Raw genomic sequence first — 20,503 nt, forward strand, 5'->3', positions numbered from 1 at the left:
ATTTTCGGAAAAGCACGATGCGTAGATTCAAAAAGATTGAGCGTCCTCTGCGCGGCCAAGAAGCCGCGCGGCGCTCTATGTGCCATGCACAAGAAATGCCTGTCTTGACATAAACTCTTACGGTTCAGGAAATGGCGTTGCGCCGATAGGCGGCAGGCGTGGTGCCGAGCGACTTCTTCATTGCGCGCGTCAAGGCTGTCTGATCGGAGAAGCCCGCCCGTGTCGCAATCTCGGCAATCGGCAAGGGCGAGCCTGAAAGAAGCGCGCAGATTTTCTTCATCCGGACATCGGCAAGCAGAGCGTGCGGCGTGGCATCAAAGTAATCGAGAAACAGAGCGTGCAGACGGCTGGTGCTGATCTCCACCTCGGATGCCATGCGCTCCACCGTCCAAGGTTGGAACGGATCGATCTCGATCAGTGCCTTGAGCGTCAGCAGTCGAGACGCGATGTCGGCCCTTTCGTCCGTGAAGCTTCCGACCAGAAGCTCTGCCCACAACCTCGTTGAGGATGAGTTGTCTTCGCCATCGTGAATGGATCGTCGCATATGGCGCGCGATAGAAGACGATCGATTGGTGAGGTCGATGAACGGCCTGTTGCAGAATCTCTCCAGTGTCGCCTCTGGGACGTATCGCTCGTCGAGATCGACGATCAGGGAGCGGTTGTTGTCCGATGTGACAATGCTGTGCTTGATATTGCCGGTAATCAGAACGGCCTTGGAGGTCGAGAGGCGCTGCTGCAACCCGCCAACCTCGATGTCCATGCTGCCTTGCAGTGGCACGACGATCTGGACGAAGGCATGGCGTTCCTCCGGCCATTCCTTTGAATAGGAACGAAGATCGACAGATGCGGCTGGCATGGCGTTCTCCTTCCCTCAAACAAAAAAGTGGCCTCGCGGCCACTTTCTAACATGAAGCATAAAGGACTGAACAGTAGTTCAGGCCTCGGTCTCCTGCTTCACCGTCGATTCGCCGCGCTTGCGCTTGCGCAGAACCGGCTTGTTCTCACGCGCTTCACACTTTGCTACATCGATAAGGTAAGCCAATACCGGCATACTGTTCATCGAGGCGAGTTGCTTGGCGGATTCGAGAAGGTTGATGATGTTGGCAAAGTCGTCCATCGTATCTCTCGGCTGGACCCTAGGTCCGGTTTATGGTTGAAAAACGCGCCAGACACGAAACCGCGCCAAAAATGATCATCTTGGCTCGGTTGCATCTCATGGCTGCAAACAATCTTCTAATTTAATAGCAATCCACCCAGCAGGGTTGCAATAGCGATTTTCTAAGAACTGCTATGCAGGGGTGATGAGGATGATCATCGTCAATGACACTAAAGAAGCCGCCGAAATCATCAAGGGCTCCCGCCGTCTTCTTGTCATGGGGTGCTCCGGCAACGGCAAAAGCACGCTGAGCAACCAGCTGTCCGAACGGCTCGGACTGCCACACATATCATGTGACCGCGACATTTTCTGGCTGCCGGGCTGGAAGCTGAGACCGAGGCCGGAGATTGTTGAGCGCATGACCGCCTTTGCAGCCGAAGACCGCTGGATTATCGATGGCAACAGCCCCGGCACGCTGCCTCTTCGCCTGCCGCGGACGGAGGCTGTCATCTGGTTGCGCTTTCCCCGCTGGATGTCTTTGACCAGCGTCGTCAAGCGCTGGCTTCGTTACCGTGGCAAAGTGCGACCGGAAATGGCCGAAGGGTGCCCGGAAAAGATCGACGCGAAATTTCTCTCCTATATCTGGAATTTCGAAAAGGCTGAGTCGCCTGAGATCGTTCAGCATATCGAGGCTGCCCGGAGGGATTTACCGGTCATCATTCTCACAAGCTACCAGGATACGAATCGCCTGCTCAGTGATCTCGACTCGGCGATTGGCGGTGAACTGAAGCGGTAGAGCGGGGGGCAGGGATGCCGAATTATATTTCTGATATCGTGGAGGCCGCGAGATTATTGGGACGTGCTTCCCGCGTGCTGGTGGTCGGCTCGTCCGGTGGCGGAAAGACAACGCTCTCGCGGCAGGTCGCGCATCACCTTCAAGCCGAATACTTCTCGATCGACCGAGATGTGCGCTGGCTCCCAAATTGGACGCAACGCGAACAAGGAGAGCAGCATCGCATCATCCGAGATATCGTTGCTCATGATCGCTGGGTGTTGGACGGAAGCAATCCCTCCACTTTCGATATTCGCTTGCCCAGGACCGATGTTGTGATCTGGATGCGCCTTTCCCGCCTCACCTGTTTGGCCGGTATTGGGCGTCGTGTCATGCGCAACTATGGGCGCGTTCGACCAGATATGGCTGACGGTTGCGCTGAACCGTTGCCCAATCTCGAATTCCTAACCTATATCTGGACATTCGAGCAACGTCACGCACCGCTTTTCGAACGCAATTTCGATCTTTACGGTCCAGAGGTCCCGATATTTCAGGTGAAATCTCGACGTGAGGCGGACCGCCTCCTTGATCTTATGCGGAGTGCACATTAATTCCGGCTCATGCCGCAATTTGAAACACGCCGCCTTGTCAAACATTCTCCCGACCGGATGTACGATCTCGTCGCCGATGTGGAGAAATATCCGGAATTTCTGCCTCTCTGTGACGGGCTCACCGTGCGCTCCAAGAAAGAGCGTGACGGCAAGACGCTGCTGGTGGCGGATATGACGGTTGGTTACAAGGCCATCCGCGAGACCTTCACCACGCAGGTGCTTTTGAAGCCGGAAGAGCGTGCTATCGATGTCAAATACCTCGACGGGCCGTTCCGCTATCTGGACAATCGTTGGCGCTTCGAGCCGACCGATGATGGCAGATGCTCGGTCTATTTCTTCATCGACTACGAGTTCAAGAACCGCCTTCTCGGCGCTTTGATGGGGTCGATGTTCGATCGTGCGTTCCGCATGTTCGCCGAAGCTTTCGAAGCCCGCGCCGACCGTATCTATGCGGAATGAGATAGTTCCAAAACCATCTCTAAAGCGGTTCTGACGGTTGAAAGACGGACCTGATCGCGGCCAATATCGCCGTAACGCATTTCACGATGAATGAGCCTGCCATCGCGGCTCTTTGCTGCCAGATGCACCAGGCCAACCGGTTTTGCGGCAGAGCCGCCACCGGGGCCGGCAATGCCCGTGACCGCGACCGAGACATGTGCACGGGAGCGAAATAGCGCGCCATGCGCCATCTGGAGCGCAGTTTCTCTGGAGACCGCGCCATAGGCTTTCAAGGTCGGCTCCAAGACGCCCAGCATGTCCATCTTCGCCTCGTTCGTGTAAGTGACGAAGCCGCGGTCGACGACGGCCGAGGAGCCGGAGATCTCGGTGAGGGCGCCTGCGATCAAACCGCCTGTGCAACTTTCCGCCGTCGACACCATATGTCCTGCCTCAGAGAAGCTTGCGATGATGTGACGGGCCCGTTCCTCGATATCCGCTGGGAAGATGCTCATACCGGCCTCTGCTGATAAACCACCGTCGCAGTCGCGATCGCTGCAATGCCTTCACGCCGTCCGACAAAGCCGATCATCTCGTTGGTGGTTGCCTTGACTGAGCAACGGTCGAGCGAGATCCCGAGAATCTCTGCCAGGTTCTCGCGCATGGCCTGGCGATGCGGTCCGATGCGTGGCGCTTCCGCGATCAGCGACACATCCGCATTCATGATCGTGCCGCCATTGCCGCGCACGACCTTTGCCGCGTGTTCGAGGAAAATCCGCGAGGCGGCACCCTTCCATTGCGGGTCCGATGGTGGAAAATGATCGCCAATATCGCCGGCTCCACACGTGGCGAGCAGGGCATCGGTCAGTGCATGAAGCGCCACATCCGCATCGGAATGGCCCTTGAGCTTTTGATCATGGGCAATGAAGATGCCACAAAGCGTCACACCATCGCCGTCTTCCAACTGATGGACATCATACCCATTGCCGGTTCGTACATCCGGAAGTGCGGCAGAAAGTTTTTCGTCAGCCATGGCAATATCCCGCTTCAAAGTAAGTTTGACATTATCGACAGATCCTTCGACGAGGCTGACGGGCAGTCCGGCCCACTCCGCAATCGAGGCGTCGTCAGTGAAATCGTCTCGGCCCGATGAGGCCGCATCACGGTGCGCTGCAAGGATCGCGCTGTATCGAAAGGCCTGTGGGGTCTGGGCGGCAAACAGGCCGCTGCGGGATACGGTCTCCCGCACCAGCGATGCCTCGCCGCGCTTCAACGTGTCTGTGACCGCAAGGGCAGGCAGCACCGCATCGGCTCCGCTTTCGAGACGTGCAGCTACCCGTTCCAGAAGATCGACATCGATGAAGGGGCGGACTGCGTCATGGATCATCACGTGCGTGACGTCATCTGCGCCAAGCGCTTCGAGCCCTGCAAGAACCGATTGCTGGCGGGTTGCACCGCCGGTGACAACGAGCATCCGCTCAGGCGCAGACAGACCAGCCTCGATCGGCTTATAGAGAGCAACATCGTCTCGGTGAATGACGACGGCTATCTTTGCGGCTTTCTGCCAGCCGAGGAACGTCCTTAGCGTGTGCTCGATAACGGGTTTGCCGCCAATCAACCGATACTGTTTCGGACCCTCTTCCGGTGAGCCTGCGCGTTCCCCGCGACCCGCTGCGACAATGACGACACCGATTTTCATATTGGATTTCCGCATTTCCCCTACGCCGTATCTGCTGTTGTTGCAGATTGACATGCGTGATCTAACGTTTCAAAAGCCGAATGACCAGCCGTGATTGGCGCCTGCTATGAGCTGAAACTCGCCTATTGCTTCGTCATTTGAACATGGCTTGCTCTTACGCAACGAAGTTTCATGAAAAAACACGCAAAAAAGCAGCGCGGGTGCTTGGCAAGCGCGAAAACGCTGTCTAAAAATAATGCAACTTTTCTATCTGCATGAAAGATCGCCAATTGCATCTCCCGGCGCTGTCAGACTCATTTCAGATCGGTAGTGTGGCTGTTCGTAACCGGGCAGTGCTTGCCCCTATGTCCGGGGTAACCGATCTTCCTTTCCGTCAACTGGCTTGGCGCTTTGGTGCAGGCCTCGTCGTGACCGAGATGGTCGCAAGCCGTGAGCTTGTCGCAAACAAGGGCGAGTCCTGGGCTCGTCTCAAGAATGCGGGCATGACGCCGCATATGGTTCAGCTTGCCGGACGCGAAGCCCACTGGATGGCTGAGGCTGCAAAAATCGCCGCCGATAACGGCGCCGATATCATCGACATCAATATGGGGTGTCCAGCAAAGAAGGTGACTGGCGGCTATTCCGGCTCCGCGCTGATGCGCGATCCCGATCATGCTTTGACCCTCATCGAAGCCACCGTGAAGGCGGTCGATGTTCCGGTTACGGTGAAGATGCGGCTGGGTTGGGACGAAAAGTCCCTGAATGCTCCGGACATCGCGGCGCGGGCCGAAGCCGCAGGTGTAAAGCTGATCACCATCCACGGTCGCACCCGCATGCAGTTTTACGAAGGCAAGGCAGATTGGAACGCAATCCGCGCCGTCCGCGACGCCATTTCCATACCGCTGATCGCTAATGGTGACGTGGAAACGCAAAGCGATGTCGCCGAGATATTGCGCCGCTCGGGTGCCGATGCGGTGATGGTGGGACGTGGGGCGCAGGGGCAGCCCTGGTTGCCGGCTGTTCTTGCCGGTCACGCAGCACCTGCGCGGCAGGAGATCGCCAATATCGCTGTTGAACATTACGAGATGATGCTCGACTTTTACGGTCTGGAGGCAGGCCTGCGTCATGCGCGCAAGCATCTCGGCTGGTATCTCGATCGCTTCGCTCCCTCAACCACGGTGGAGGAGAAGGTGCAAATCATGACATCAAAGAACACGAACGAGGTCATCGCTGTGCTGCGCGGCGCACTTGAACGCGGCGCGCAGGACGATGCTTCAAGGAAGGCCGCATGAGCGCTGGAAATTCCTCTGCGTCGGGGGGCAACGCCTTGGCAATGGCCGTTCTGAACGCCGTCCAGAACCCCGTCATTCTGGTGGATGCCGAGGGCTTTGTTGCTTTCGCTAATTGGGAGGCTGAGGCCTTCTTCGGTGCCAGTGCCGCTCATCTGGCGCGCTATCGCATTTCCACCTTCATCCCTTTTGGCAGCCCGCTTTTGGCACTGATCGATCAGGTTCGGGAACGCCGCGCGCCCGTTAATGAGTATCGTGTCGATCTGTCCTCCCCACGCCTTGGCCAAGACAAGCTCGTCGATCTGTATGTCGCTCCCGTTGTCAGCGAGCCGGGCTCGGTCGTCGTGGTGTTCCAGGAACGGTCGATGGCGGACAAGATCGACCGTCAACTGACCCATCGCGCGGCGGCTCGCTCCGTCACGGGCCTTGCGTCAATGCTGGCGCACGAAATCAAAAATCCGCTGTCCGGCATTAGAGGTGCGGCACAGCTGCTTGAATCATCGGTTCCGGATGAGGACAGAGCGCTGACACGCCTGATCTGCGACGAAACCGATCGCATCGTTTCTCTGGTCGACCGCATGGAGATTTTTTCCGACGAGCGTCCAGTGGACCGCTTTCCGGTCAATATCCACTCGGTTCTCGACCATGTCAAAGCCGTTGCCAAGGCCGGTTTTGCCCGCAACATCAAGATCACCGAAAATTACGATCCGTCCCTGCCGCCGGTCTATGCCAACCGCGATCAGCTGGTGCAGGTCTTTCTCAATCTGGTGAAGAACGCGGCCGAAGCAGTCGGTAACCAGACGGACGGCGAGATTATTCTGACCACAGCCTATCGTCCGGGCATTCGCCTTTCGGTGGCGGGCAGCCGAGAGCGCATCTCTCTGCCGCTCGAATTCTGCGTCCACGATAATGGCCCGGGTGTGCCATCCGATCTTCTGCCGCATCTCTTCGATCCCTTCATTACCACCAAGACCAATGGTTCCGGCCTGGGGCTGGCGCTGGTGGCGAAGCTGATCGGCGCGCATGGCGGCATCGTTGAGTGCGACAGCCAGAACCATCGCACAACATTTCGCGTCCTGATGCCGGTTTCGCCTGAAGTTGCACCGGACGACAGCATTATACCGAACACAGGGTCCAATCCATGACAGCAACGATTCTCGTGGCCGATGATGATGCGGCTATCCGCACCGTTCTGAACCAGGCGCTGAGCCGCGCCGGTTACGATGTGCGCATCACGTCCAATGCCGCAACGCTGTGGCGCTGGGTCTCGGCGGGGGAGGGTGACCTTGTCATCACCGATGTAGTCATGCCGGATGAGAACGCCTTCGATCTTCTGCCGCGCATCAAGAAGGCTCGTCCCGAGCTTCCAGTTCTCGTGATGAGCGCGCAAAACACCTTCATGACCGCCATCAAGCATCGGAAAAGGGCGCTTACGACTACCTGCCCAAGCCCTTCGATCTGACGGAATTGATTGCCATCATCGGGCGCGCTCTGTCGGAGCCGAAGCGCAAGCCTGCCAAGCTCGATGACGACATGCAGGATGGCATGCCGCTCGTCGGCCGTTCCGCTGCAATGCAGGAAATTTACCGCGTGTTGGCGCGTCTCATGCAAACCGACCTGACGCTGATGATCACCGGCGAGTCCGGTACCGGCAAGGAACTGGTGGCTCGCGCGCTGCATGATTATGGCAAGCGCCGCAACGGTCCCTTCGTTGCCATCAACATGGCCGCCATTCCACGCGATCTGATCGAATCGGAACTCTTCGGCCACGAGAAGGGGGCCTTCACAGGCGCACAGAACCGCTCGACCGGTCGTTTCGAACAGGCAGAAGGCGGCACGCTTTTCCTTGACGAAATCGGCGACATGCCGATGGATGCACAGACCCGTTTGCTGCGCGTCCTGCAGCAGGGCGAATACACGACTGTGGGCGGCCGCACGCCGATCCGTACCGATGTCCGCATCGTCGCTGCGACGAACAAGGATTTGAAGCAGTCGATCAATCAGGGTCTTTTCCGCGAAGGCCTCTATTATCGTTTGAACGTTGTTCCACTGCGCCTGCCACCGCTTCGTGACCGAGCAGAAGACATTCCCGATCTTGTCCGTCACTTCATCCAGACGGGTGAGAAGGAAGGTCTTGAGGGCAAGCGCTTTGAGGGTGAGGCGCTGGAGTTGATGAAGGCTTACGCTTGGCCTGGCAACGTCCGCGAACTTGAGAACCTGATCCGCCGCCTGATGGCGCTTTATCCACAGGAAGTCATTACCCGCGAGATCATCGAGCAGGAACTCCAGTCGGATGTTCCAGACAGCCCAATCGACCGGACGACCGTTCGCAGCGGCAACCTGACGATCTCGCAGGCGGTGGAGGAGAACATGCGGGAGTATTTCTCGAGCTTCGGCGAGAACCTGCCGCCACCCGGCCTCTATGATCGCGTACTTCACGAAATGGAGTATCCGTTGATCCTTGCAGCATTGACCGCCACGCGCGGCAATCAGATCAAGGCGGCAGATCTGCTCGGCCTCAATCGTAATACGCTCAGGAAAAAGATCCGCGAACTCGGCGTTTCCGTGTATCGCAGCTCTCGTACCACCTGAGGATATTGACAATACGAAGATCGTCGTTGCATTTTCGCCACAAACTGTTGCTTGAAAAACACTGTGACGTCATAGATTCGCAATCCGCGACGAATGACGTTTGGCTGTGGCGTCTCTGCCTATCATGGCGGCTTGGGAATGATGATCGATGCGTAAACCTGTCGTCGAAGGAAAAGCCGACGAGCAAGCGGCGGGCATGTTGATTGCCGACCGCCGCATGTCGTTTGCGCTGCCAGGTCTCGTTCTCGCTGGCGTAGCGTTGATCTGCGCCATCGTGACGCTGATTGTGCTCCTCGGGCTGACGCCGATCGCGCCGACCTCCAACGTCGTCATCGCTTCGGTCGTCATCAACTCCATCTTCGTCATTGGCCTGATGTATCTCATCGGCCGGGAAATCAGCCGTCTGTTGAAGGCCCGCCGCAAGGGAAGGGCCGCGGCTCGGCTGCATGTGCGCATTGTCGTGCTGTTTTCGATCGTCGCGATCACCCCGGCTGTGCTTGTGGCGATTTTCGCCAGTTTGACGCTGAATGTCGGACTGGACCGCTGGTTCGCACTGCGTACCCAGGCGATCGTTGATTCCTCCAGCAATATCGCCCAGGCCTATATGCTGGAAAATGCCGGTTATCTGCAGGGCCAGACGCTCTCCATGGCGACCGACCTCGACCGCAACCGCGCGCTCTTCTATCTCGACCGCACCGGCTTCGTCGATCTGATGACGCGCCAGGCCAAAGGTCGTGGCATGCTTGGCGCCTTCCTCGTCCAGGCGGATGGTGACGCGGTCGTGCAGGCCGATATCGCCACGGAACGCCCGCTACCGGCAATCCCGGCAGATGCGCTTGAAAAGGCCGCGGCAGGCCAGCCAACGCTCATTCCGCCGGGCGTGACCAACCTTGTGGGCGCCATCATCAAGCTTGAGGGGATTGGCGGAACGTTCCTCTACACGGTGCGCGCCGTCGATCCCAAGGTCATGTCGGCCATGCGGCTGATGGAGGAGAACCGCGCAGAATACAAGGCAATGGAATCCGGCCGTGCGCCGCTTCAGATTGCCTTTGCCATTCTCTATCTCGGCTTCGCGCTGATTGTGCTTCTCGCCGCAATCTGGACGGCGATCGCGGTCGCCGACCGTATCGTTCGCCCGATCCGTTTGCTGATCAGCGCCGCTGACAGTGTGGCAACCGGCAACCTGCATGTGCTGGTACCGGTGCGCGCCATCGACGGCGACGTCGGTCGCCTGTCGCGAACCTTCAACAAGATGATTTCCGAAATCCGCAGCCAGCAGGAAGAGATCATCGAGGCGAAGGACGATATCGATGATCGCCGTCGCTTTATCGAAGCGGTGCTCTCAGGTGTCACGGCCGCTGTCATCGGCGTCGATGAGAACCGGGTGATCACCATCGTAAATCCGTCGGCAGAAGAGTTTCTTGCTCTTCCGTCTTCCGATCTTGTCGGTGCGCCGCTCTCTGTCGCAGCACCCGAGATCGAGCATGTGCTGGCGGAAGCGTCGGCATCCGGTCGCGCAGATTTTCGTCAGCAGATCAACATTATGCGCCGCGGCAAGGAGCGCACCTTGAGCGTTCAGGTCACGCGCGAGGATGCCCGCGATGGCCGCGAGTCCCATGTCATCACGCTCGACGATATCACCGATCTTGTCATTGCCCAGCGCTCCACCGCTTGGTCGGACGTGGCACGACGTATTGCACATGAAATCAAGAACCCGTTGACCCCGATCCAGCTCTCGGCAGAGCGCCTCAAGCGCCGCTTCGGCAAGCAGATCGATGACAGCGATCGCGCGGTTTTCGATCAGTGTACCGACACGATCGTTCGGCAGGTCGGCGATATTGGCCGTATGGTGGATGAGTTTTCCGCCTTCGCCCGCATGCCGAAGCCGACCAAGGAACGCTCCGATCTGCGCACCGTCCTCAAAGATGCCACCTTCCTCAGGGAGATGGGTGCAAGCCATGTGAGCTTCAAAACCGAGCTCGGCGATAAGCCGCTGGAAGGCATGTTCGATGCCCGCATGCTCGGCCAGGCATTCGGCAACCTTATCAAGAATGCCACCGAGGCAATCGAATCGGTCGATCCTGCAGAGGGTCGCGAGGGCCGTATCCTGGTCCGTGCGGATTTTGACGAATCGAACAACCGGTTCGTGGTGGATGTCATCGACAATGGCAGAGGTCTGCCGGTCGAAAACCGTCACCGCATCCTCGAGCCCTACATGACGATGCGCGATAAGGGCACTGGGCTTGGTCTCGCCATCGTCAAGAAGATCATTGAAGAACACGGCGGTCATCTCGAATTGCATGATGCGCCCGCCGATTTCGATCATGGCCACGGTGCCATGATCAGGGTGCTGCTCCCGCGTGTCGAAGTGGTTGGCAGCGAAACTGACAAGGAAGTTGCATATGGCATCTGATATTCTGGTCGTCGACGACGAGGCCGACATCCGTGAGATCGTTGCGGGCATTCTGTCTGATGAGGGTCACGAGACGCGCATGGCGCATGACAGCGACAGCGCGTTGGCTGCCATCTCGGAGCGCGTGCCGCGGCTGATCTTTCTCGATATCTGGATGCAGGGAAGCAAGTTGGATGGTCTGGCGCTTCTCGATGAAATCAAGAACCGTCACCCTGACTTGCCGGTCGTGATGATATCCGGTCACGGCAACATCGAGACAGCGGTCAACGCCATCAAACGCGGCGCCTTCGACTTCATCGAAAAGCCGTTCAAGGCTGACCGTCTTATCCTGATTGCCGAACGTGCGCTGGAAAACTCCAAGCTGAAGCGCGAGGTTCAGGAGTTGAAGAAGCGGACTGGCGACGCTGTCGAACTCATCGGCGCGTCTCTCGCCGTTTCACAGCTTCGTCAGACGATCGACCGCGTAGCACCAACCAATAGCCGCATCATGATCCTTGGCCCCTCCGGCTCCGGCAAGGAGCTTGTGGCGCGCATGATCCACAAGAAGTCGTCGCGCGCTACTGGGCCTTTTGTTGCGCTGAATGCGGCCACGATTACACCGGAACGCATGGAGATCGCGCTTTTCGGCACCGAGGGGCTACCGGGGCAGCCACGCAAGGTTGGTGCACTGGAAGAGGCGCATCGCGGCGTCCTCTATCTCGATGAGGTCGGCGAAATGCCGCGCGAGACGCAGAACAAGATCCTGCGCGTGCTCGTCGACCAGCAGTTCGAGCGTGTGGGCGGCGGCAAGCGGGTGAAGGTCGATGTCCGCATCATCTCCTCCACGGCGCTCAATCTTGAGAACCTGATTTCCGAGGGGCTTTTTCGCGAGGATCTCTACCACCGTCTGGCCGTTGTCCCGGTCAAGGTTCCGGCACTCTCCGAGCGCCGAGAGGATATCCCCTTCCTGGTGGACATGTTCATCCGCCAGATTTCGGAACAGGCTGGCATTCGTCCGCGCAAGATCGGCGATGACGCCATGGCCGTCCTGCAGACGCATGATTGGCCGGGCAACATCCGCCAGCTTCGCAACAATATCGAACGCTTGATGATCCTGACCCGTCCGGAAGGCGGCGACACGTCTATTACCGCCGACATGCTGCCCTCCGATATTGGCGACATGCTGCCGAAGATTGCCGCACAGGGCGATCAACACATCATGACGCTTCCGCTTCGCGAGGCGCGCGAAATGTTCGAGCGCGATTACCTCGTGGCACAGATCAACCGCTTTGGCGGCAATATCTCCCGCACGGCTGAATTCGTCGGCATGGAACGCTCCGCGCTCCACCGCAAGCTCAAATCTCTCGGCGTCTGATGGGCATGCGCTCGGCAGGGTTTAGAAATAGGCTCGGAGAGGGCGCATGAGGGTTATCATTTGTGGCGCGGGGCAGGTGGGTTACGGCATCGCCGAACAACTGTCGCGCGAAGACAACGAGGTTTCGGTGATCGATACCTCAGCAGCCCTGATTTCGGCGATCACCGAAACGCTCGACGTGCGCGGCTATGTCGGCCACGGCTCGCACCCGGACGTGCTGGCAAAGGCTGGTGCCGATCAGGCCGACATGATCATTGCCGTCACGCTCTATGACGAGATCAACATCGTCGCCTGTGAAGTGGCGCATGCCTTGTTCAGCGTGCCGACCAAGATCGCCCGGATCCGCGATCAAAGCTACCTGGCGCCCGAATATGGTGACCTGTTCAGCCGCGAGAACATGTCGATCGATGTGACGATCTCTCCAGAGATCGAAGTCGGCAAGATGGTGCTTCGTCGCATTGCTTTCCCGGGCGCCACCGATGTGGTGCGCTTTGCCGATGACAATGTCTCGATGCTGGCAATCGAATGCATGGAGGACTGCCCGGTCGTCAATACGCCGCTGCAGCAGTTGAGCCAGCTCTTTCCCGATCTGGTGGCGACTGTGGTCGGTGTTTTCCGCAACGGCCACCTGAAGTCGGTCGATTCCTCAGAACAATTGCGCACCGGCGACCTCGCCTATGTCATATGTCAACGCCAGCACGCTCGCCGCACGCTTGGGCTCTTCGGTCACGTGGAGAAAGAGGCGAGCCGGATCGTGATCGCCGGTGGTGGCAATATCGGCCAGTATGTCGCGCGTTCCATCGAGGAATTGCAGCCGAAGACCCGGGTCAAGATCATCGAATTCGATCGCGACAAAGCGATCGCGGCCTCGGAGAATTTGAATTCAACGATCGTGCTGCACGGGTCGGTTCTCGACCAGAAAATCCTTCATCAGGCCGACATCCAGGACGCCGACCTGATTGTGACGCTGACCAACAACGACCAGACCAATATTCTGGGCGCGGTGATGGCAAAGCAGATGGGCTGCAAGTCGAACCTCGCTTTGCTGAATGCTACGTCCTTCCACGATGCGGCGAAGTCACTGGCACTGGACGCCTATATCAACCCGCGGGCCGTGACGATTTCACGCGTGTTGCAGCATGTACGCAAGGGCCGCATTCGCTCCGTCTATGCGGTACAGCGCGGCAATGGCGAAATCATCGAGGCGGAAGCGCTGGAAACCTCCCCGCTCGTCGGGCAAGCGCTTCGCGAGATCGATCTTCCCGAGGGGATCCGCATCGGCGCAGTCTATCGCGACAAGACCGTTTTGCGCCCGGATGGTAGCATGAAGATCAAGGCGAAGGACCGGGTCATTCTCTTCGCCTCGGCGGACTCCGTGCGCGATGTAGAACAACTTTTCAGGGTGTCGTTGCAATATTTCTAATTTATCGACAAGCGCACTATGTCGGGAGGCCGGCAAAAAGTAGCATGAGTTTTTCGACATTGCGGAACAGAGCGTGATTTGATACCAGAGTTTCACCCATTGGCAGGGGGCACGGCCAGCGGGATTGCATTATTGATAGTTTGATTTCCCGGTCTCCCATCCGGGCAAAAAAGAAAGAAGCGGCGCCATGGCGGAACGTTCTCAAAACCTACAGGATCTCTTTCTCAACACCGTTCGTAAGCAAAAGATTTCGTTGACGATTTTCCTCATCAACGGTGTCAAGCTGACCGGTGTCGTCACGTCTTTCGACAACTTCTGCGTGCTCCTGCGCCGCGATGGACATTCGCAGCTCGTCTACAAGCACGCGATCTCCACCATCATGCCCGGCCAGCCCATGCAGATGTTCGAGACCGAAGAAGGCGCGGCCTGATTCACCGCTTCTGAGACGGACCCAATCTCCCGGTCCTGCAGCGATCGACAACGGAACTCACGATCGAGCTCCGTTGTTTTTGTCGTGTAGCTGCCTATATTTTAAACTGGCACCAGCAATTGAAAGGGCCAGCACATTTCTACACGCGATACGTCGAACGAATCCATCATTCCCGAGCTCGAAAAGCGGCGCGACGACATGCGCGCCGTCGTCCTCGTCCCGCAGTTGAAGCAGCAGCGTGACCATCGCGAGGCGACGGCGACAGCACCTCTGCGGTCGATGGAGGCAAAGCTCGAAGAAGCCAAAGGTCTGGCTCTCGCCATTGACCTCACCGTCACACAAGGCCTGATCGTCCCCGTCAGCCAGCCGCGTCCAGCGACCCTGTTCGGCACCGGTAAGATCGAAGAAATCGGTCATCTGCTCGATGAAACGGATGCGGGTCTCGTGATCGTCGATCACCCTTTGACGCCGGTTCAGCAACGCAATCTCGAAAAGCAGTGGAACTCCAAGGTCATCGACCGGACCGGTCTTATCCTTGAGATCTTCGGACGCCGCGCCTCCACAAAGGAAGGCACACTGCAGGTCGATCTTGCCCATCTCAATTACCAGAAGGGCCGCCTCGTCAGAAGCTGGACCCACCTTGAGCGTCAGCGCGGTGGTGCGGGCTTCATGGGTGGTCCGGGTGAAACGCAGATCGAAGCGGATAGACGTCTTCTCCAAGACCGTATCGTGCGTCTCGAGCGCGAGTTGGAGCAGGTGGTGCGGACCCGCCAACTGCACCGCGCCAAACGCCGTAAGGTGCCTCATCCGATCGTAGCGCTGGTTGGCTACACCAACGCCGGTAAATCGACGCTGTTCAACCGCATCACTGGCGCGGGCGTTCTGGCAGAAGACATGCTGTTTGCCACGCTCGATCCCACGCTTCGCCGTATGAAGCTGCCGCATGGGCGCACCGTTATCCTCTCGGACACGGTCGGTTTCATCTCCGATCTGCCGACCCACCTGGTCGCCGCCTTCCGCGCAACGCTGGAAGAGGTCCTCGAAGCCGATCTCGTTTTGCATGTGCGCGATATGTCGGATCCCGACAATGCCGCACAGGCGGGCGATGTCATGCGCATTCTTGGCGATCTTGGCATTGACGAAAAGGTTGCCGAGGAACGGATCATCGAGGTCTGGAACAAGGTGGACCGGCTCGAGCCGGAAGCACATGACGCCATCATGCAGAAGGCAGAGGGAAGGGCGAATGTCCGTGCTGTCTCCGCACTGACAGGCGAGGGTGTCGATGCGCTGATGGACGATGTTTCTGTTCGTCTGTCGGGCGTCCTGACGGAAACCACAATCGTGTTGAGCGTCGATCAGCTGCAGCTGCTCTCATGGGTTTACGACAATGCCATCGTCGATGGCCGCGAAGACCGCGAAGACGGTTCGGTTGCGCTCGACATTCGGCTTTCGGGAGAGCAGGGGGCAGCCCTTGAGCGGAAGCTCGGTCTCGGTGCCAAGACGCAGTCGGAAGACTGGGAACGGTGACGGCGATATCTCGCCGAAACCGGTCCCATAAAGTGTGACGCCACTATGCGATGGGGGAGCAGGGCGAAACAACAACTTGAAGCGTGGACGTGAACATGAAGGATCGCGGCACGTTTTAGAATCGATAGCAGCATCGCATATCAACTATGTCCTCAGTCACGGTCGCCTCTTGCGAGGCCTTAAGGTTGGGAATGTCCATTAGCTGATAATCGCGTGGCGAATATGATGTGAGCGGATATTGATGTTGCCGGAATTAGATCTTCCAACTGTCCTCATTCTCCACAAGCTTTCCTTTGTCGTTGCCGGCCTTTGCTTCATCTACGTTCGCTCTCAATCCCGCGAAAGCGTCGGTCTTGGCCTTTTGGCGGTGGGCTTCTTTCTTGTTGCGCTGGCGTCGATCCTTGTTGGAGCTGGATCGCTTGTGCAGGCGCGCGCTTATGTTTTCGCAATGGCGGGGATGCTTGCGGGCCTTGTCGGATACGCCGTCTTCTGGATTGGCATGTGCCGCATCAGCAGGCAGAGGAAGAGAAATCGTGAATGGCTGGTTCTGGCTCTGCCGGTCGTCATCTGCCTGTTGATAATCGCCGCAGGCCTGTACGATTTGCCACATAGCAGAACGATCGCGTTCCAGACTACGGCCGCAGCCTTGCTTTTCGCCTCTGCACTTACGGTTCGCGCCGACAACCTTACAGAGCCGCTCCCCGTCAGAAAGCCCCTGGCGATATCGATCCTCATCGCCGCTGTTCTTACACTGCTCGTAGCGGTCGGGATCGCCTTTCCTCTGAAAGCGATGAACATCGCAAGAAACGCATTTTTCGCCTCCATCATTTGCCATTTCGCCATTGCGTTCTTCGTCATGGCGCTCGTCAAGGAACGCACCGAAGAGCGGTTGAGAGGCTTGGTCGGGCTCGATGTTCTGACGGGCGTGCCGAACCGGCACTCCTTCCGTTCGCGGCTTCCAGAGACCGTTCGCTATGGCGATGCGATCGTGATGATCGACATCGACCATTTCAAGCGGATCAATGATACGTTCGGCCATCTCGCCGGCGATGAGATCCTCGCGCGTGTGGCAAGAGAACTCTTCACCCGCATCCGTCCGGTGGACAGCTTTGCCCGCTTTGGCGGCGAAGAGTTCATCCTTTATCAGCCGGATATTGGCAAGGAAGAGGCGCTGGCCTTTGCTGATTCGCTCCAGAAGGTCGTAAGCTCGATCACGCACGTGATGGACGATCAAACCGTGACGGCGACTTTAAGCATGGGCATCGCGGTGGGCGATGAGAAGACGAGCACCGCAATGTCGCTTCTCAAGAAGGCAGACATGGCGCTCTACGCATCAAAAGCCGCCGGCCGTAACCGTTTGACGCTCTATCGCGCCGAAGACTTCGTCAATGAGCAGTTTATGCGGAGAAACAACGACACCTGAAGCATCAGTGTGACGTTCATCCGAGCTGTCGCTCGATCGCTTTCGCCGCCTGCCACAACTCCTCCATTCGCTCTAGGCTTGCTGCCTCAAGCGTTTCCCCGGAGTCGGCAAGCGAGGTTTCAATGTGACGAAACCGGCGGCGAAATTTGGTGTTGGTGCCGCGCAGTGCGTTTTCGGCGTCGACTTTGACATGCCGACCGATATTGACCATAGCGAAGATCAGATCGCCCAACTCATCGCTGATACTCTCGGACCTGCCTTCGGCAAGCGCCTGTCTCAGTTCCCGGATCTCTTCTTCGATCTTGTCGAGGATCGGCTCTGCCGCTGACCAGTCGAAACCCACGCGCGCCGCCTGTTCCTGAAGCTTGAGCGCCTCTGTCAGCGCCGGCTGGCTGCGCTGAATCGAGCCCAGAAAACCTGCCTTCGGATCGTTGCTCACGCCACGCGAGGCCCGTCTTTCTAGCCGCTCCCGCTTCTCGGCAGCCTTGATCTGATCCCATTGCAGCTTCACCGATTCCGGCGTGTCGGCGTCGGAAACAGCAAAGACATGCGGATGACGGCGGATCATCTTCGAGGTCACGGCTTGGACGACATCGCCAAAGGAGAATGCTCCCATCTCCTCGGCGATACGCGAATGGAAGACGACCTGCAGCAGGAGATCTCCAAGCTCTTCGCAAAGATCGTCCATGTCGTTGCGCTCGATCGCATCCGCCACCTCATAGGCTTCCTCGATCGTATAGGGTTTGATCGTCTCGAACGTCTGGACGATATCCCAAGGACATCCTGTCTCAGGCGCTCGCAACGCCTCCATGATCTCGATGAGACGGGAGATATCTGTCGAGGCTTCCATGGCGATGCTTTCCGGACTGTCAGTTCAAGGGGATATTGTTGTCGGACTTGCCCGACTGGTAGCTGTTGGAGAGGTTGTTATAGACCGCTTTGATCCGCGCCGTCTGCTCCTGCAGCTTCGTTTTCAACGGTTCGTCCTCCGCTGCTACCAGATCGGCAATGAAGTATGAGTGCCAGAAGGCGTTGCTGCGCCGATAGCCGCCAGGCTCCAGACCGAAGACTTCCTTCAGAATCTTCAGATCGTGCGGAATGGCGAAAGCGTCGCGGGAATCTTCATGGCTGAAGAAGGAGTAGAAATTGTCGAAGCCCGCCCAGGTGATCGCCGACATGCACATGGTGCAGGGTTCATGTGTGGAAAGGAAGATCAGGTCTTTCGTGTCCGGCTTTTCGCCCAGTTCGTAGAAACGTTTCAGGGTGTGAACCTCGCCGTGCCACAAAGGATTCTCGAGCTCATTATTGGTTTCGGCGACCACCAGCGACAGATCGGACTTGCGCAGAATGGCCGCTCCGAACACCTTGTTTCCCAGCGCAACACCGCGGCTCGTGAGTGGCAAAATGTCATGTTCGATCACGTCGAGAAGGCGGGAGGCCAAAGATTGCTCTGTCAAGATATGCACCCTTATTCTGTGGCAGTCAGGTTCATGGCTGATTACAGCCAGAAACCACGGAGAAATATAGAATTTTGATAGAAAATACCATCCTTTAGAGACGGTGTGGCCGCTTGGTCCCTACGGTTGCTTTTCCTCAAAAACGTCGCTTGCCGAGAAATAATAATCTACGGCATTATGATGTTGGAATTTTCGTGCCTTCAACCTTTTTAATCGATCGGCGATATTGCGAACATGTTTGAGACAACCGCTTCCCGCACCGAAAACCGTCTGACGACCTTCCCCGCCTTCTTCAAGGTTGAGGGCAAGCACGTTGCTGTCTTCGGCAATGGCGACGAGGCTTACGCCAAGGCGCGGCTTCTTTCAAATACCAATGCGCTGATCGTTGCCTTCTCTGACGATCCACAGTCCGACTACGCCGCCTTCCTCGTTAAAGAGCAGATCAAGGTGGTCGCAGAAGCATTCGCAGTGCATCAGGTGGAGGGCATGACGCTGGTCTTTGCTGCCACGGGCGATGAAGCGCTTGACCGTCAGATCGTGGATGCGGCGCGCGCAAAGTCCATTCCCGCCAATGCCGTCGACCAGCCGGGTTACTGCGATTTCTACACGCCGGGCCTCGTATCGCGCGCACCTCTTGCCGTCGCGATTTGCACGGAAGGCGCGGGACCTGTGCTCGGCCAGATCGTTCGTGCACGCATCGATCAGATGCTGGCGCCGTCGCTCGGTCGTCTAGCACGGCTCGCTGTTGAATATCGCGATGCTGCCGAGGCGAGCATTCCTAAAGGCGCGCTCCGCCGCAATTTCTGGCGTCGCTTCTTCTCCGGCAGCGTGGCAGATGCTGTCGCACTGAACGACGTCGATGGCGCTCACGCCGCAGCCGAAAAGCTTCTTCTCTCCCCTGAAAGCCCGGAAGGCTATGTCTGGTTGGTGGGTGCAGGGCCGGGTGCGGAAGATCTGCTGACGCTGCGGGCGCAACGCGTTCTGATGCAGGCAGATGTGATCGTCTACGACGCGCTTGTGCCGCAGGAAATCGTCAATATGGGCCGTAGGGACGCCGAGCGTCTCTCGGTCGGCAAGCGCAAGGGCTGTCATTCCAAGTCGCAGGAAGATATCAACAAGCTGTTGGTGTCTCTAGGCCAGGAAGGCAAGCGCGTCGTTCGTCTGAAATCTGGCGATCCACTGGTCTATGGCCGCGCGGCCGAAGAAATGGCGGCACTGCGTGAAGCGGGAATCGGGTACGAGATCGTGCCTGGCATCACCTCGGCCTTTGCTGCGGCGGCCGACTTCGAGTTACCGTTGACACTACGCGGTGTTGCATCGTCGCTGATCTTCACCACCGGCCATGATCTTGCGGGCGATATCTTGCCGGACTGGGCTCGTCTTGCGGTCTCAGGTGCGACCATTGCCGTCTATATGGGCCGTAGCGTCGCGGCGTCGGTGGCAACAAGACTGATGAGTGCTGGCCTGAACGCCGACACGACGGTTGCCGTCATTGAGAACGCCAGCCGTAGCTATCGCCGCCTGATGCACGGTACATTGAAGGATTTGCCGGATCTCGAGCATCGCGATGAGTTGACCGGTCCGGTTATGGTGATCATCGGCGATGCGGTCGCCGGTGCGAATTTCGAAAGGTCCGAAGCGCTGGCGGTTTCGCCGCTCAGCGCCCCGATCGGACAGGAGTATGCAAATGGTTGATAAGGTACTGACCGCCAATCGTCTGAGCGATGGCATTGCTGTCTGGCTCGACGCGAACGGACAATGGAACGAGGATCTGCAGTCGTCGCTTGTCGCGCGTCATGCGGAAGCCGTCGCGTCGCTGGAAGAAATCGGCAAGCGAGATTTCTCCGCCAACAAGGTCGTGGACGTCAACATCATCGACGTGGCTGAAGAAGACGGCCGCCTGTGGCCGACGCGCCTTCGCGAGCGCATCCGTGCGGCAGGCCCCACCATCGAATACGCCACGGGCTACAAGCCTGCTGACGCAGCATTTATCGCAGTCTGAG

General features: G+C 58.0%; 19 protein-coding genes and 1 pseudogene. 14 read left to right on the forward strand and 6 right to left on the reverse strand.

The window, feature by feature from the left end:
- Positions 1-124: 124 nt before the first annotated feature.
- Together PVA19_RS10015 and PVA19_RS10020 are read right to left on the reverse strand one after the other, a co-directional pair.
- A complete protein-coding gene (locus PVA19_RS10015) occupies positions 125-856 on the reverse strand; it encodes an AraC family transcriptional regulator (RefSeq protein ID WP_274102288.1) in 732 nt (243 codons plus the stop codon).
- 78 nt (positions 857-934) lie between these two features.
- Complete coding sequence (locus PVA19_RS10020) at positions 935-1,117, reverse strand: hypothetical protein (protein WP_062425355.1); 183 nt, start codon at positions 1,115-1,117, stop codon at positions 935-937.
- Between the two features lie 190 nt (positions 1,118-1,307).
- On the opposite strand from PVA19_RS10020, the gene PVA19_RS10025 reads away from it, so the two are divergent.
- The 3 genes from PVA19_RS10025 to PVA19_RS10035 all read left to right on the forward strand — a co-directional run bounded on the left by PVA19_RS10025 (position 1,308) and on the right by PVA19_RS10035 (position 2,938).
- Positions 1,308-1,892 (forward strand): AAA family ATPase, encoded by a 585-nt coding sequence (locus PVA19_RS10025; protein WP_274102289.1) that lies wholly within the window; start codon positions 1,308-1,310, stop codon positions 1,890-1,892.
- Positions 1,893-1,966: 74 nt separating this feature from the next.
- Positions 1,967-2,479: an AAA family ATPase gene (locus tag PVA19_RS10030; protein ID WP_337993150.1), complete on the forward strand. Its 513-nt coding sequence runs from the start codon at positions 1,967-1,969 to the stop codon at positions 2,477-2,479.
- A 9-nt stretch (positions 2,480-2,488) separates the two neighbouring features.
- Complete coding sequence (locus tag PVA19_RS10035; RefSeq protein ID WP_274102291.1) at positions 2,489-2,938, forward strand: type II toxin-antitoxin system RatA family toxin; 450 nt, start codon at positions 2,489-2,491, stop codon at positions 2,936-2,938.
- On the opposite strand, the gene PVA19_RS10040 is transcribed toward PVA19_RS10035, so the two are convergent.
- Positions 2,926-3,429 carry a CinA family protein gene (locus PVA19_RS10040; protein ID WP_274102292.1) on the reverse strand — a complete coding sequence of 168 codons (504 nt, stop codon included), beginning with the start codon at positions 3,427-3,429 and terminating at the stop codon, positions 2,926-2,928. The genes PVA19_RS10035 and PVA19_RS10040 overlap by 13 nt on opposite strands.
- A complete protein-coding gene (locus tag PVA19_RS10045) occupies positions 3,426-4,613 on the reverse strand; it encodes a bifunctional 2-C-methyl-D-erythritol 4-phosphate cytidylyltransferase/2-C-methyl-D-erythritol 2,4-cyclodiphosphate synthase (RefSeq protein WP_274102293.1) in 1,188 nt (395 codons plus the stop codon). Before PVA19_RS10045 ends, PVA19_RS10040 begins: the two co-directional genes overlap by 4 nt.
- 254 nt (positions 4,614-4,867) lie before the next feature.
- On the opposite strand from PVA19_RS10045, the gene dusB reads away from it, so the two are divergent.
- From dusB to PVA19_RS10090, 9 genes and pseudogenes are all read left to right on the forward strand, one after another.
- Positions 4,868-5,884: a tRNA dihydrouridine synthase DusB gene (dusB, locus tag PVA19_RS10050; protein ID WP_274102294.1), complete on the forward strand. Its 1,017-nt coding sequence runs from the start codon at positions 4,868-4,870 to the stop codon at positions 5,882-5,884.
- Positions 5,881-7,026: a two-component system sensor histidine kinase NtrB gene (locus tag PVA19_RS10055; RefSeq protein WP_274102295.1), complete on the forward strand. Its 1,146-nt coding sequence runs from the start codon at positions 5,881-5,883 to the stop codon at positions 7,024-7,026. The genes dusB and PVA19_RS10055 overlap by 4 nt, the downstream gene beginning before the upstream one ends.
- Positions 7,023-8,473: pseudogene (ntrC, locus tag PVA19_RS10060) on the forward strand (nitrogen regulation protein NR(I)). The gene PVA19_RS10055 and the pseudogene ntrC overlap by 4 nt, the downstream one beginning before the upstream one ends.
- A gap of 148 nt (positions 8,474-8,621) precedes the next feature.
- A complete protein-coding gene (locus PVA19_RS10065) occupies positions 8,622-10,886 on the forward strand; it encodes a sensor histidine kinase NtrY-like (protein ID WP_274102296.1) in 2,265 nt (754 codons plus the stop codon).
- Positions 10,876-12,240 (forward strand): nitrogen assimilation response regulator NtrX, encoded by a 1,365-nt coding sequence (gene ntrX / locus PVA19_RS10070; protein WP_062425345.1) that lies wholly within the window; start codon positions 10,876-10,878, stop codon positions 12,238-12,240. Before PVA19_RS10065 ends, ntrX begins: the two co-directional genes overlap by 11 nt.
- A gap of 46 nt (positions 12,241-12,286) precedes the next feature.
- Complete coding sequence (gene trkA, locus PVA19_RS10075; protein WP_274102297.1) at positions 12,287-13,663, forward strand: Trk system potassium transporter TrkA; 1,377 nt, start codon at positions 12,287-12,289, stop codon at positions 13,661-13,663.
- A gap of 187 nt (positions 13,664-13,850) precedes the next feature.
- Positions 13,851-14,093 (forward strand): RNA chaperone Hfq, encoded by a 243-nt coding sequence (gene hfq, locus PVA19_RS10080; RefSeq protein WP_027673217.1) that lies wholly within the window; start codon positions 13,851-13,853, stop codon positions 14,091-14,093.
- Positions 14,094-14,291: 198 nt separating this feature from the next.
- Positions 14,292-15,620 carry a GTPase HflX gene (gene hflX, locus PVA19_RS10085; protein ID WP_062425343.1) on the forward strand — a complete coding sequence of 443 codons (1,329 nt, stop codon included), beginning with the start codon at positions 14,292-14,294 and terminating at the stop codon, positions 15,618-15,620.
- A 244-nt stretch (positions 15,621-15,864) separates the two neighbouring features.
- Complete coding sequence (locus PVA19_RS10090) at positions 15,865-17,043, forward strand: GGDEF domain-containing protein (RefSeq protein ID WP_162743344.1); 1,179 nt, start codon at positions 15,865-15,867, stop codon at positions 17,041-17,043.
- A gap of 16 nt (positions 17,044-17,059) precedes the next feature.
- Here the strand turns inward: PVA19_RS10090 and mazG are convergent, their stop codons facing one another.
- Both mazG and PVA19_RS10100 read right to left on the reverse strand, forming a co-directional pair.
- Positions 17,060-17,893, reverse strand: coding sequence for a nucleoside triphosphate pyrophosphohydrolase (mazG, locus tag PVA19_RS10095; protein WP_274102299.1), 834 nt, complete (start codon positions 17,891-17,893; stop codon positions 17,060-17,062).
- Between the two features lie 19 nt (positions 17,894-17,912).
- A complete protein-coding gene (locus tag PVA19_RS10100) occupies positions 17,913-18,500 on the reverse strand; it encodes a deaminase (RefSeq protein WP_111850677.1) in 588 nt (195 codons plus the stop codon).
- 234 nt (positions 18,501-18,734) lie between these two features.
- Between PVA19_RS10100 and cysG the strand changes: the two genes are divergently transcribed.
- Positions 18,735-20,195 carry a siroheme synthase CysG gene (gene cysG / locus PVA19_RS10105; protein ID WP_274102300.1) on the forward strand — a complete coding sequence of 487 codons (1,461 nt, stop codon included), beginning with the start codon at positions 18,735-18,737 and terminating at the stop codon, positions 20,193-20,195.
- Positions 20,188-20,502, forward strand: a complete 315-nt coding sequence (locus tag PVA19_RS10110; RefSeq protein WP_062437505.1) for a DUF2849 domain-containing protein — start codon at positions 20,188-20,190, stop codon at positions 20,500-20,502. The genes cysG and PVA19_RS10110 overlap by 8 nt, the downstream gene beginning before the upstream one ends.
- Position 20,503 lies beyond the last annotated feature (1 nt).

This window comes from Agrobacterium sp. CNPSo 3708, from assembly GCF_028674915.1.
In the GTDB taxonomy this organism is placed as follows: domain Bacteria; phylum Pseudomonadota; class Alphaproteobacteria; order Rhizobiales; family Rhizobiaceae; genus Agrobacterium; species Agrobacterium cavarae.